11 protein-coding genes are annotated in these 12864 nt (G+C 58.3%); 3 read left to right on the top strand and 8 right to left on the bottom strand.

The window, feature by feature from the left end; translation table 11 throughout:
- Positions 1-77: 77 nt before the first annotated feature.
- The 8 genes from ssuD to ACP7E6_RS20415 form a co-directional block, all read right to left on the bottom strand.
- Entirely contained in the window at positions 78-1247 is a 1170-nt protein-coding gene (ssuD, locus tag ACP7E6_RS20450) for an FMNH2-dependent alkanesulfonate monooxygenase (RefSeq protein ID WP_426231547.1), read from the bottom strand.
- A gap of 243 nt (positions 1248-1490) precedes the next feature.
- Positions 1491-2888 carry an FAD/NAD(P)-binding protein gene (locus ACP7E6_RS20445; RefSeq protein ID WP_426231546.1) on the bottom strand — a complete coding sequence of 466 codons (1398 nt, stop codon included), beginning with the start codon at positions 2886-2888 and terminating at the stop codon, positions 1491-1493.
- 239 nt (positions 2889-3127) lie between these two features.
- Positions 3128-3520 (bottom strand): hypothetical protein, encoded by a 393-nt coding sequence (locus ACP7E6_RS20440; protein ID WP_426231757.1) that lies wholly within the window; start codon positions 3518-3520, stop codon positions 3128-3130.
- 140 nt (positions 3521-3660) lie between these two features.
- Positions 3661-4377: an ABC transporter ATP-binding protein gene (locus ACP7E6_RS20435; protein ID WP_426231545.1), complete on the bottom strand. Its 717-nt coding sequence runs from the start codon at positions 4375-4377 to the stop codon at positions 3661-3663.
- The gene (locus tag ACP7E6_RS20430; protein ID WP_426231544.1) at positions 4358-5122 is read right to left on the bottom strand and encodes an ABC transporter ATP-binding protein; all 765 of its coding nucleotides are present in this window, start codon (positions 5120-5122) and stop codon (positions 4358-4360) included. The genes ACP7E6_RS20435 and ACP7E6_RS20430 overlap by 20 nt, the downstream gene beginning before the upstream one ends.
- Entirely contained in the window at positions 5119-6126 is a 1008-nt protein-coding gene (locus ACP7E6_RS20425; RefSeq protein WP_426231543.1) for a branched-chain amino acid ABC transporter permease, read from the bottom strand. Before ACP7E6_RS20425 ends, ACP7E6_RS20430 begins: the two co-directional genes overlap by 4 nt.
- 1 nt (position 6127) lies before the next feature.
- Entirely contained in the window at positions 6128-6991 is an 864-nt protein-coding gene (locus ACP7E6_RS20420; RefSeq protein WP_426231542.1) for a branched-chain amino acid ABC transporter permease, read from the bottom strand.
- A gap of 129 nt (positions 6992-7120) precedes the next feature.
- On the bottom strand, positions 7121-8293 hold the full coding sequence (locus ACP7E6_RS20415; RefSeq protein ID WP_426231541.1) for an ABC transporter substrate-binding protein: 1173 nt from the start codon (positions 8291-8293) through the stop codon (positions 7121-7123).
- A 567-nt stretch (positions 8294-8860) separates the two neighbouring features.
- Between ACP7E6_RS20415 and repA the strand changes: the two genes are divergently transcribed.
- The 3 genes from repA (at position 8861) to repC (ending at position 12801) form a co-directional block, all read left to right on the top strand.
- Positions 8861-10087, top strand: coding sequence for a plasmid partitioning protein RepA (repA, locus tag ACP7E6_RS20410; RefSeq protein ID WP_426231540.1), 1227 nt, complete (start codon positions 8861-8863; stop codon positions 10085-10087).
- Positions 10088-10253: 166 nt separating this feature from the next.
- The gene (gene repB / locus ACP7E6_RS20405; RefSeq protein ID WP_426231539.1) at positions 10254-11258 is read left to right on the top strand and encodes a plasmid partitioning protein RepB; all 1005 of its coding nucleotides are present in this window, start codon (positions 10254-10256) and stop codon (positions 11256-11258) included.
- Between the two features lie 232 nt (positions 11259-11490).
- Positions 11491-12801 (top strand): plasmid replication protein RepC, encoded by a 1311-nt coding sequence (repC, locus tag ACP7E6_RS20400; RefSeq protein ID WP_426231756.1) that lies wholly within the window; start codon positions 11491-11493, stop codon positions 12799-12801.
- The last annotated feature ends 63 nt before the right edge of the window (positions 12802-12864 follow it).

The following is a 12864-nucleotide window of genomic DNA, read 5'->3' as shown; positions in this document are numbered from 1 at the left end:
CTGCCCTGGTTAACGGTTGAACGTTACGATTTAATCGCTGCGTCACGAATAAAAATGCCGATCCAAGCTTTATTCCGTCAGGACTGCGACACCTTGAGCGGCGGACGGTGATCACCGGCGATCGTCTCGCCGAACGGACCCGTATTGGCGCTTGCCTTGTGAGTCTTGACCGGGTGGTTGAGGGGCAGGTTCGGCAGGACGAGTTCACCAAACCGGTAGGCCTCTTCCAGATGCGGATAGCCGGAGAAGATGAATGTATCGATGCCGATCTGACGGTATTCGTCGATGCGCGCCTTCACCTGATCGGGATCGCCGACCAGTGCGGTCCCTGCCCCGCCGCGCACGAGACCAACACCGGCCCACAGGTTCGGGCTGATCTCCAGCTTGTCCTTGCTGCCGCCATGCAGCTTGCTCATCCGGCTCTGACCGACGGAATCCATCCGCTGGAAAACCTTTTGGGCTGCGGCGATCGTGTCCTCATCGACATATTTGATCAGCTCGTCGGCTGCGGTCCATGCTTCCTTGGCCGTCTCGCGGACGATGACGTGAAGACGGATACCGAAGGTGACGTCGCGGCCTTCGGCTTCCGCGAGCGCTCGCACTTCCGCCACCTTCTTTTCGACATCCTCGGGCGGTTCGCCCCAGGTCAGATATTTGTCGATCGTGCGGGCCGCAACCTGCTGGCCGACACCGGAAGAGCCGCCGAAATAAAGCGGCGGATGCGGTTCCTGGACCGGCTTGAACAGGAGTTTGGCATCCTCGATATCGAAATGCTTGGTTTTCGTGGTGACGTCTTCGCCGCGCAGCACGGCCTTGTAGATGTTGATGAACTCTTCGGTGACCTCGTAGCGTTCCTCATGGGAATAGTGGATGCCGTCGCCCTTGTTTTCGATCGGGTCGCCGCCGGTGACGACGTTGATCAGCAGGCGGCCGTTGGAGATCCGGTCGAGTGTCGCAGTCATGCGGGCAGCCAGCGTCGGGCTGAGCAAACCCGGGCGCACAGCGACGAGATAGCGCAGTCTCTCGGTCAAAGGTGCGAGCGCAGAGGCAACGATCCAGCTGTCTTCGCAACTACGGCCGGTCGGGATCAGTACGCCGAAATAGCCAAGCGTATCGGCAGCCTGAGCGACTTGCTTCAGGTAATTGAGATCAACATTGCGGCCGCCGATCGATGTGCCGAGATAACGGCTGTCGCCATGGGTCGGCAGAAACCAGAGAACGTCGATCTTTTCCGGAACGGTGTTCATAAGCGATTGTCTCCAGCGGATAGGAAATAGGTCATCGCCTAGTTTTTCCGGGATCGGCTTTGATCGCAAAATTATAATATCTATAAATTTTATCGTGTATGGAAAATCCGTTCGCGTTTTCCGCCTTCTTGAGGCGTTACACCCAGCAGGCGAACAGTGCGTCGGTTAACGGGAGGAAACGGCGAGGCGCAGGCCGGGAACTACCGCGACGGTACGGCCTGCCGGCGAGCACTTGGCCAGATGTCAGCTCGCCTGCAGTTGCGGCAGCGATCGTGCGCCGATCAGGGTGGCCGCCGCATAGGTCTGCGTGACGATCTCCGGAACGAGATCGATATCGGGCAGTGAGCCGAGGCCAAGAGGTCCGACGGCAAAGAGGCCGGCTGGCCGGCCCTTCGGCGTCAACAATTCCCCGGCTGGATTGACGGCGAGACCGAGGTCGAGCTCGTCTGTCGCTGCAAGGCCGGCCTCAAGAAGGTCGGCCACCACTGGATCCTTGAGGTCCGGTGACAGGCAACGGCAGTCGATCACTTCGTCGGCAGCGAAATGGCTTTCAGTCGTTTGGCCGGCCCAGCGGACCAGAAGGCCTTCCGCCGTGCGTTTGAGGGTTGTTCCGCGCCTGAGCTCGGTCAGGCCGCTGGCAAACTCTCGTTCCAGTCTTGCATGCACATCGGCGGGGAGCCGGTTTCTATGGCTGTCGTAGATGGCGCGCAGGTGCCGATTGAACTGCCGTTTCTCGCTCGGTGGCAGGGATGCCCACAGGGTGCGGGCGCGTTTGCGCAGGCCGTTCATCGCCGCCTGCCAACTCCAGCCATTTTCTTCGGCCTCGGCGCAGGCGTCGCGCACGAAACGGACGATATTGCGCAGCTGCGACGGCATCGGCTGTGTCGGAAAGACCGCATCGGCCGGCATGCGCGTATGCGGCTGCGGCAGGAAACCGCGGCGCGACAGGATGGTGATGTGGCCGGTAAAGCCGCCATCGCGCAATTGCAGAACCTGATCGACGGCGCGCAGTCCATTGCCCATGACGATCACATGCCGGCGCGGCTCGGGGCGTTCTAGCAGAAGGGAGTCCATATCCTGCTCGGCCGTCTCCAACGGCGGCTTCAAACCGTAGCCGGTAGCAAGAACAACCGTGTCATAAATCCCCTTGCCGCCATCGGCCAGACTGAGCGTAAACTGGCCATTCTCGTTACGGCGGACATGGGCGATGCCCTCGTTGGACATTTGCACGGTTACGTCCGTCCGCTGCGCCAGCGCTTCGGAAAAACGCTGATAGACATAATCGCTGAACGTCGCCTTGGGCACGAAGATTTGGCCAAATCCCGGAATTGCCGCCGAAACGGCTTCACGAAATGGGGCGTTCGCCTGCAGCCAGCGGGTAAAGTCCTTCGGCTCACCGGTCGAAACAGAGAGGTCCCGGGCGCGGCTATTGAGAATTTCGGTGGAGCGCGCCGTGGCCAGAGCCTGGCCGCCACTGATGATCGGGCGGGGATCGAACATGCGCAACCGGAATGGCTGGTTGACCGACTTCAACAGCGCTATGGCCATCATCAGGCCGGAAAAGCCGCGGCCGACGATGGCGATCTGCAACGGTTGATCGCTCCGCGGGCTGAAAGGCGACGAAAGACCATGAACCGTCATATCATTTCCTCTCCGCGTCATGCGGCTGGATGGTTGAACCTCGGCACCCCTACTCAAACGCCAGTTCATCAATATGCGGCATATTCTATGTATTTCATCATTTTAAACACGGAGACCCTATCGTTACAAGCCGTTTTCACGACCTATAAAAACGCAATATATTTCCGTTACTTAGTTACCAGACGTTGGAAGCGCGCTTCTTTCGCGAGAACTTGAAACAGCGTCGTAGGCGAGAAACGTCAGGGATCGGCGCGGCCTGCACGAAGCTTCTCAAACCGGCGCAGGAAGACGCCGATGTCACTGCCGCTGCGTTGCAGCTGTCTCTTGCGGATGACCACACACATCACCCGGGCCGCCGTCGAAAACGTCATCTCGTCTAGCGCGCTATTGCTGCTCAAGGGCTTGGTCAGCCGTTCGGTGATGGCGCTGACCATGTTGTTCGGCAGGATATCTGTGCAACCTCGCATATGATCGAATACCAGCCCGATCGGTACTGGCATGCCGAGATGGAAAACAAGGGGGACATCTGTCTCATCCCCCCAGTCGTCATAGGCTTCAAGTGCATCGCGAAAGAGCAGATGCAGCGTGATTGGGGCATGGCCTTCATGCAGTTCGGGTAAAAGGTTGCTCATCTGCACATCCTCATCGTTTTGAACGGTGGTTGGTGCCGACAGAAATCGACCTGACGTAAAAATGCAAGAGGAGACGGATTGTTCCCTCCTCCTCAAAATAATTTGCAGATTTTGAAAAGGCCCTTTTCCCTGCTTCTGCATCAATGCAGTCCGCCGACACCAAGCAGCCGGTCTACCGCATGATGATCGGCGGCCAGTGCCTGTGGCGTGCCGCTCCAGGCCACTCTGCCCCGTTCGAGAACGATGACCTGATCGGCAAAATCAAGCGCGCTCTGGATGCGCTGCTCGACAAGCACGATAGTCATGTTGCCGGTGCTTGCCAGTTCGGAAAACGCCGTCATCAGTTCTTCGCAGATCACCGGCGCCAACCCCTCGAGCGGTTCATCGAGTAACAGGACAGTGGGGCGGCCAAGGATGGTTCGCGCTGTCGATAGCATCTGCTGCTCGCCGCCGGAAAGCTGCGAGCCAAGGTTCCCCTTGCGCTCGAAAAGACGGGGGAACATTGCGTAGGCATCCTGAAGGTCGCTTTTCGGCCGGTCCTTGAGGCCAACGAACAGGTTTTCCTCGACCGTCAATGTCGGAAAGATGCACCGCGTCTGCGGGACATATCCGAGCCCGGTGCGGGCGCGCAGTGCACTTGAGATTGCGGTGACGTCGGTTGCGCCGATGCGGATGCGCCCGTCATAGCGTTTTGTCTGCCCGGCCAGGGTTGCCAGCAGCGTCGTCTTGCCCATGCCGTTGCGCCCCAGCACCGCCAAGCGCTGTCCGGCGGAAACCGAGAAGGAGACGTTTTCCAGAACCCGTGTCGGACCATAACCGGCCGACAGGTTTTCGACGTCAAGCGGCGTGGCTGGCATTGGCATAGCTCCCGAGATAGGCTTCCCGCACGGCGGCGTCCTTGGTGACGTCGGCGGGCGAACCGTCGAAGATGATGGTGCCGGCAGCCAGCACGATGACCCGCTTGGCAAAGCGGAAAACCAGATCCATGTCATGCTCGATCATCAGAACCGCAAGATCGGCGGGCAGATCGGCAAGTGCCTGTTCGATGCGGCCAGTTTCGCTCTGGGGCACACCGGCGGCCGGCTCATCCAGAAGCAGGACTTTTGGTTTGAGGGCCAGTGCCAGGGCGATTTCGAGCAGGCGCTGCTGTCCATAGGCGATCTCGCTCACCTTGCGGTGCATCAGATCGGCCAAGCCGAGCTTTGCCAACAGCACGCTTGCTTCGTCCATGACATTGGGCATGGACAGGAAGTTGCCGAACATCTTTCCGGCGCGTCCGTCCCGCTGCAGGATGGCCAGAGCCACGTGTTCCGCCGGTGTCATCTGCTGAAAGAGCCGCGTCACCTGAAAAGAGCGGACCAGCCCGCGGCGGACACGGCCGATCGCGTCGATTTTGGTGACGGTTTCACCGTTGAGACGAACCTCGCCGGAATCTGGCCGCAGATTGCCGGTGACGAGATTGACGAAGGTGGTTTTCCCGGCGCCGTTCGGGCCGATCAGCGCCACCCGGTCGCCGGGCGCCATCGCCAGGGAGACGTCATTGGTGACCGTCAGGCCGCTGAAGGCTTTTTTCAGATTACGAACGTCGAAGACCGCGCTCATGTGCGTTTCTCCCAGCGGCGGGCAATGATGTCGGCCGCAGTGCCATAAAGCCCTTTCGGTGCGAACAGGACGACCGCGATCAAAAGAGCGCCGACCATTGTCAGCCAGTGGAAGGGATTGGCCGCAGAAACATAATCCTCAAACAACATGAAGACGACTGTACCTATCAGCGCGCCAAACAGCGATCCGGTGCCACCGAGAACCAGCATGACCAGCGCCTCGGCCGATTGAGTGAAGGACAGGCTGTCGAGACCGACGACCTGCGTAGAGATCGCATTCAGGGCGCCGCCGATGCCGGCGACGGCGCCGGAAATCACGTACATTTTCATCAGCGTGACCTTGGGCGAGGCGCCCATGGCCATGATGCGCAGCGGATCTTCCTTGATACCACGGCAGAGCATGCCAAATGGCGAGCGCACCAGAAAACGCAACAGAACGAAAACCGCAAGCAGCAGAAAGACGCCGAAGATATAGGCTGTCTGGCCCCAGAGATCGAACTCGAAGCTGCCGAACAGCGGGTCGGGTGAAATTCCGGACAAGCCATCGCTTCCGCCCGTCCAGGACGAGGCCTTGTTGGCAAACTCATGGAAGAGATAGATCAACGAAATCGACAGGACGAGTTGCGGCAATCCATGTGCCCGCAGGATAATGACGCCGCAGACCAGTCCGGCAATCGCTCCGCCAAGAATGCCGGCAAGCGTCATCAGCAAAGGGTTTGTAATGCCGTAATGGGCGGCGGCGATCCCGGCCGCATAGGCGCCGGAGCCGAACAGGGCGGCGTGACCAAGCGTCGCGACGCCGCAATAGCCGGTGACCAGATCGAGCGACAGAACCAGCAGCGCGATGGCGATGATCCGTGTCAAAAGCGCCAGATTATCGGGAAACAGGAGATAGCCGACCGCAGATGCAGCGATGATCGCACCGATGCCGATCAGGTCTCGGCCGATGCCGCGACTTTGGGCGCGCGTCTTCGTGGCAGGTTGATGATTCATGATCAGTGTCATCCTAGCGTGCCCGTCCGGCAAGGCCACGCGGAAAAATGCAGATGATGGCGATGACCGCAAGGTAGAAGAAAAATTCGCCGAATTCCGGCATGAGGTAGCGGCCTGTCGTATCGATGCCGCCGAGCACGAGACACGCGAGAAGAGCTCCGGGGATGGAGCCGGCGCCGCCGACGGAAACGACGACCAGAAAGGTTACCATGTAGCGCAGGGCATAATATGGCTCGACCGGGAGCAACTCGGCACCCAGCACGCCGCCGAAGGCCGCGAGACCAACCGCAACAGCGAAACTGATCGCATAGATGATTTCCGTACGCACACCAAGGGCGGCAGCCATGGAGGCATTGTCGACGGAGGCGCGCAGCTTGACGCCGAACGCCGTTTTTTCGATCGCGTACCAAAGTCCGCCGGCGACGGCCAGACCACAGACAATGGCAAAAAGGCGGTGGACGGCGATAGAACGGAAGCCGAGGTCGGCTGAACCCTGCAGAGCGGGCGGCAACGGGATCGTCTTCAACGTCGGGCCGAAGACATAGTTGGCGATGCCGATAATGCAGAAGGTGATGCCGATGGTCATCAGCACCTGCGTCAGCTCAGGCGCACCATAAATTCGCCGGTAGAGCAGCCGTTCTATCGGGATTGAAATAATCACCGTGCCGACGACAGCAAGCAGCACGGCTGCGGCGTAACCGAGCCCAAGGTCTTGCGCTGCGTAGGAGGCAATGTAGCCGCCGATCATGGCAAAGGCGCCATGGGCCAAATTAACGACGCGCATGAGACCCATGGTGACCGAAAGGCCGATCGAAATGACGAAGAGCACCATTCCATAGGCAAATGCGTCGATGGCTATGCTGAAGACTGTCTGCATCGCGCGAATTCCATTTGGTTATTTGCGCGAGACGAGAGCCCTCCCCTCCCCCGCAATCGTAAAATCAGGGCGAGGTATCGGCATCACGGTCTGTTCCGCTATATGCCGATACGCTTTGCCGCCGGACGTTTACTTGACGGCCGCGAGCCCGGGATCGCCCTGCTTTTCGAACGTCTGGATTTCCTTGTTGTAATAGGAACCGTCATCCGCCTTCGTCACTTCGCGCAGGTAGATGTTCTGCGTAATATGACGTGATTCCGGATCGATCGAAACCGGGCCGCGCGGACTGATCCAGGACAGGCCCTTTACGGCATCGACGGCTTTCTGCGCATCCTGTTCTCCGCCCGTCGCTTCGATCATCTTATAGATGACGTTCATGCCATCAAAGGCTCCGACCGAAGGAAAGGAAAGCTCAGCAGGATTGCCGATCGCCTTGGAGGCGGCTTCGACGAATGCCTTGTTTTCAGGAGAATCGTGGGAAACCGCATAGTGGAACGTCGTCTGGATGCCCAGGGCAGCATCGCCAAGAGCCGGCAGATCAGATTCCTGTGTCAGGTCCCCCGGTGCGAAGAACTTGATGCCTGCAGCTTTGAGACCGTTTTCGTTGTAAGCCTTGACGAAACCGAGTGTCGTCGGACCGGATGGCAGGAAGGCGAAAACGCCCTGTGCGCCGGAATCCTTGATGCGCTGCATGATCGGGCTGAAGTCATTGGTGGAAAGCGGCATGCGGATCGCCTCGACGACCGCCCCGCCCTCTTTCTCGAAGCCGGCCTTGAAGGCGTTCTCGGCGTCGATGCCCGGGCCGTAGTCGCTGACTATGGAGATCACCTTGGCAACGCCGGCGTCGTGCGCGACCTTTGCGATAGGTGTAGAGGTTTGCCATGTAGTGAACGACGTGCGCACGACAAGCGGGCTCTTGGTGACGATTGCCGATGTTGCGGCATTCATGACGATCAGGGGCACGTTGGCTTGCTTAAGGATCGGTGTGACAGCCATCGCATCGGGGGTGAAATAGAACCCGGCGAGATATTGCACCTTTTCCTTGACCACCAATTCCTGCGCCAGCGCCTTGGATTGGGCCGGATCAGCTGCCGGCAGATCACGGTAGATGATCTCGACAGTGTCGTCGCCGATCGTCGCGCCGTGCATCGCGATATAGGCGTCGATACCGGCCTTGAAGTTTTTGCCTTGCAGCGCGAATGGTCCGGAGAATGGACCGACGACACCGATCTTGATCGTGTCGGCATAGGCACCGCTACCCATGATGATGGCCGCAAACGCGGCGATGATGGCCCGTTTCATGATTCTCCTCCCTGAATGGCCGGCATGCTCCCAAAGAACCGGCACAAAATGACTGACAAAGCAGCTGATCTCAGTTTGTCATGCCGAATGGTAATGTAAAATGAAATATCAAAGGGGATTCCATATGCATTTGATTATGGATCGGGGCCTTTGACCGCGGTGGCCTGGACCTTAGCCGTTTCCCGTTGCCTTCATTTTCTGAAGCAGGTTTGGGATAGTGAAGGGGTTAAAAATACGCGACAAAACGGTCGTTGTGACGGAGACTGAGAGGTGGAAAGCAGTGAGTCGCCTTTGGCTCCCCTCCCCCTCATCGGTCAGGACGTCGCCCAAATCAAAATTACACACATGAATCATTTCCCTGCGTGTTTTTCACTCTGGCATATTTGCAAGACAGGAACGCTTTGGATTCATAGGCGAAACGTGTCGGCAAGCCCTGCAGACTCAGTTTCTGACCTGCCCGGTGTAAGCAACTGTTAACCAATAACTTCTTGCACGAATCGTTGCGTTGCGTATCGTCACGGTTATATCTCCCATCGGGCCATTTTACCGTGACGAAAGTTTTTCAACGTGAGCAATGCCATTCGAGCCACCAAGATTGAGCGGAAGACCGTCGATGAGACGATCGGAGATCATGCGGCAATCATCAGCTCGCAGCTCCAGGCGATCAGCGAAGCGCTTTTTCCGCCAACAGCAAACAAAACCTTGCGTAGGTTCACCTCCGGGGAGGCGGCGAAGCTGATGGGCGTTTCGGATTCGACGCTGCGCAAGATGACGCTCGCCGGCGAAGGGCCGCAACCCGATCTGACCAGCAACGGCCGCCGTCTCTACACCTTGCGCCAGATTAATGAATTACGCGAAAAGATGGCGCAAACGGCCCGTGGCAGGGAAGCTTATAATTTTGTGCCGCGCCGTGGTCACGATGATCATCTGCAGGTGATTGCCGTTACCAATTTCAAGGGCGGCTCCGGGAAGACGACCACCTCTGTTCATCTCGCCCAGTATCTTGCGCTGCAAGGCTATCGCGTCCTGGCTGTCGACCTCGATCCGCAGGCGAGCCTTTCGGCCCTGCTTGGCGTATTGCCGGAAACGGACGTGAAGTCCAACGAAACGCTCTACGCAGCAATCCGTTACGACGAAGAGAAGCGTCCCTTGGCCGACGTCATCCGCAATACGTATTTTGATGGGCTTGATCTGGTTCCGGGCAATCTTGAACTGATGGAGTTCGAGCACACGACGCCCCGCGCCCTGACGACAGGCGCCCGGGATGCTGATGGAATTTTCTTCACGCGCGTTGCGCGCGCCCTCGATGAAGTTGCCGACAATTACGATGTCGTCGTGATCGATTGCCCGCCACAATTGGGTTACCTCACGCTTAGCGGGCTTTGTGCCGCAACGTCGATGGTCGTAACTATTCATCCGCAGATGCTAGACGTTGCGTCAATGAGCCAGTTTCTTCTGATGACGCACGATCTGCTTGCGGTCGTTCGTGAAGCCGGCGGCGAGCTGAAGTACGATTTCATCCGTTATCTGCTCACCCGCTACGAGCCGCAGGATGCGCCGCAGACGAAAGTCGCCGCCCTCCTCCGCAATCTGTTCGATGACCACGTCATGACCAATCCGATGGTGAAGTCGGCTGCTGTCTCCGACGCCGGACTGACGAAGCAGACGCTCTACGAAATCGGCCGCGAAAATCTGACGCGCTCGACATACGACCGGGCCATGGAAGCGCTCGATTCCGTCAATGGCGAGATTGAATCGTTGATTCGCCAAGCATGGGGGCGTTCGCCAAAATGAGCTTGCTTCAAACATTGCGGGCGATGTGTTGGGAACTCCCAACGACAGGCTCTTATCATGCCAAGGCCTGTGATTGCGTGATGCCAAAGACGTTGCCTGCCGCCCAAACATCATCGTTGGGAACTCCCAACGGGCGCTCGTTACAATACAATGAAGGTGGCCCGCTGTGAGCCGAAAAGATACCGTCAACACGCTGTTCATGCGAAAGCCCGAAGGATCTGTGCCCGTCGCTGGCGTTGAAAAGAACACCGATCGCGTTCGTAGCGGTGCCATATCGGCAATGGGTGCATCGCTGCAGGAAATGACGGAAGGCGCACGTAGCGCTGCAAGATTGCAGGAGCAACTGGCGTCTGGTTCGTCGGTAGTCGACCTCGACCCCGCGCTGATCGACCACTCGTCGGTCAGCGATCGCATTTCCATCACCGTTGACCCGGGTTTCGAGTCTCTGGTCGACAGCATGCGCGAAAACGGCCAGCAGGTTCCCATCCTGGTGCGGCCGCAGCCGGCATCGCCCGGCCGTTTCCAGGTGGCATACGGCCGCAGGCGGCTTCGTGCAGCGGCCCTGCTTGGCCGCACGGTGCGCGCGATCGTCCAAACCTTGACCGATAACGAGCTTGTCATCGCGCAAGGAAAGGAGAACCTCGACCGGCAGGACCTTTCCTATATCGAGAAGGCCCAATTTGCCCGCCGTCTAGAAGATGGTGGTTACGATCGCGCCACGATCATGGCCGCACTTTCGACCGACAAGGCAGACCTCAGCCGCTACATCAGCATTGCCAGAAGCATCCCCGAATACCTTGTCCAGGCGATCGGACCGGCGCCAAAAGCCGGGCGCGCGCGCTGGGCGGCATTGGTGGATCGCGCCGAGCGCAAGCAGCATATGCTTGAAGCGCTGATCACCGGACCGGATTTTCTTGCAGGCGATAGCGATGCACGCTTTAGCAGAGTTTTTGAAATGCTTGGAGCCGAGCCTGCAAAACGGAAGCCGAAGGCGCAGGAATGGAAAAGCCCGCAGGGGCGCAAGGCAGCACGCATAGAGCGCGACGATGTCCAGACGCGAATCGTGTTCGATGAACGTCAGGTGCCCGAGTTCGGCGGATATCTCGCCGATCGACTGGACGAACTTTATGCAGAATTTACGGCAAGCCTAAAACAGGGCGGCCGGCAATAGTTTATGCCGGGTCCCTGCAGGGCAGGGACCTTTAGATCAACCGCTATCGAAGGATAGTCACAAGGGAAAATTAGGCAAAGAAAAAGGCCCCCGAAATCTATTCCGGAAGCCCTTCTCGACTGTTTGGCGACTGAGAGAATCACACTTCCTGGAATCGTAGTCAAGTCTCTTCATCGAGATAGACGTCATTTCGACGTGCCGGATAGCTTTGTCCTTGCGAAAGGCAGAGGCGATGGAAAGTGGAAGTGTGACGACGCCCTTTGGGCGGCGGCCGATGACGCTTGGCATGTTGGCAAGCCAACTTGTGTCTCGGGATATTGAAGACGGTAAAAGCATCGATAAGTGGAAACTCTATCGGGCGCTATGCGAAGCCAGGCCGCTGATTGGCGTGACCGATCGCGCATTGGCGGTGATGAGTGCATTGCTCAGTTTCTACCCGAAAGACGAACTGTCCGAGACCAATGGTCTGGTCGTGTTCCCATCAAACGCGCAGTTATCTCTGCGATCCCACGGCATGACCGAACAGACGATCAGGCGTCATCTGGCGATCTTGGTCCAGGCCGGATTGATCGTCCGAAAAGACAGTCCGAATGGCAAGCGCTACGTGCGCCGGGGCAGTACGGGCGCTATCGACGATGCCTTCGGGTTTTCTCTTGCGCCATTGCTTGCGCGTGCCGACGAACTGGAGGAGTTGGCGGCACAGGTGGTCGCCGAGCGGCTGCAGCTGCGGCGGTTGCGTGAACGGCTGACATTGTGCCGCCGCGACGTCACCAAGCTGATCGAGGCTGCGCTGGAAGAGGGCGCTAGCGGCAACTGGGAGATGGCCACGACCCATTTCCGGGCTCTAGTAACGGCAATTCCCCGCACACCGACGGTACTCGAAGTGACGACGGCGCTGGGTGAAATGGAAACGTTGCGCGAAGAGATTGTCAACCAATTGGAAATGCAGCTTAAAACCAAAGATATAAGCGGCAATCCCTTCCAAAATGATCGGCACATACAGAATTCAAAACCCGAATCTATTTCTGAATTTGAACCTGCCAAAGAACAACGGCAGGGCGAAAATTCAGAACCCGAACAACTGGTGCCAAAAACGGCGATGACGCGGCAAAAGCGTGATGGCGACGGCAAACCAAATAGCGGAGCTACAACGGCCGGCGAGGGCAGACAAAATTCCTCGTCGGCAACTGGCAAGATGAAGGCCTTCCCGCTGGCCTTGGTACTCCAGGCTTGCCCGGAAATCATCCCCTACGGCTCCGGAGGAGCGATTTCAAACTGGCGAGACCTGATGGCCGCCGCTGTCGTCGTGCGGTCGATGCTTGGGGTCAGCCCGGATGCCTATCAGCAGGCGTGCGAAATACTCGGGGCCGAAAATGCAGCGACGGTGATTGCCTGCATTCTGGAGCGGGCAGGGCATATCAATTCGGCCGGCGGCTACCTGCGGGACCTGACAAGACGGGCGGAAAAGGGCGAATTCGCCATCGGCCCGATGATTATGTCGCTGGCGAGGGCGAATGGAAATTCTCTGAGAAGGGCCGGCTAGAAAGGGGTGATTAACCTTTATTTTCTATTGAAAAGGGGTGTGCCCATTGCGCGTGAATTATGA

Source organism: Pararhizobium sp. DWP3-4 (assembly GCF_049898205.1).
Lineage (GTDB): Bacteria > Pseudomonadota > Alphaproteobacteria > Rhizobiales > Rhizobiaceae > Pararhizobium.
The sequence above is the reverse complement of the archived record's forward strand: the minus strand, read 5'-3'. Positions and strand labels throughout refer to the sequence as shown.

Bases quoted from the DNA above. Each gene is read 5' to 3' on its own strand.
- ACP7E6_RS20440 (WP_426231757.1), bottom strand. From the start codon at position 3,520: ATGAGCAACCTTTTACCCGAACTGCATGAAGGCCATGCCCCAATCACG.
- ACP7E6_RS20445 (WP_426231546.1), bottom strand. From the start codon at position 2,888: ATGACGGTTCATGGTCTTTCGTCGCCTTTCAGCCCGCGGAGCGATCAA.
- repC (WP_426231756.1), top strand. From the start codon at position 11,491: ATGGAAAGTGGAAGTGTGACGACGCCCTTTGGGCGGCGGCCGATGACG.
- ssuD (WP_426231547.1), bottom strand. From the start codon at position 1,247: ATGAACACCGTTCCGGAAAAGATCGACGTTCTCTGGTTTCTGCCGACC.
- ACP7E6_RS20420 (WP_426231542.1), bottom strand. From the start codon at position 6,991: ATGCAGACAGTCTTCAGCATAGCCATCGACGCATTTGCCTATGGAATG.
- ACP7E6_RS20425 (WP_426231543.1), bottom strand. From the start codon at position 6,126: ATGACACTGATCATGAATCATCAACCTGCCACGAAGACGCGCGCCCAA.
- ACP7E6_RS20435 (WP_426231545.1), bottom strand. From the start codon at position 4,377: ATGCCAGCCACGCCGCTTGACGTCGAAAACCTGTCGGCCGGTTATGGT.
- ACP7E6_RS20430 (WP_426231544.1), bottom strand. From the start codon at position 5,122: ATGAGCGCGGTCTTCGACGTTCGTAATCTGAAAAAAGCCTTCAGCGGC.
- ACP7E6_RS20415 (WP_426231541.1), bottom strand. From the start codon at position 8,293: ATGAAACGGGCCATCATCGCCGCGTTTGCGGCCATCATCATGGGTAGC.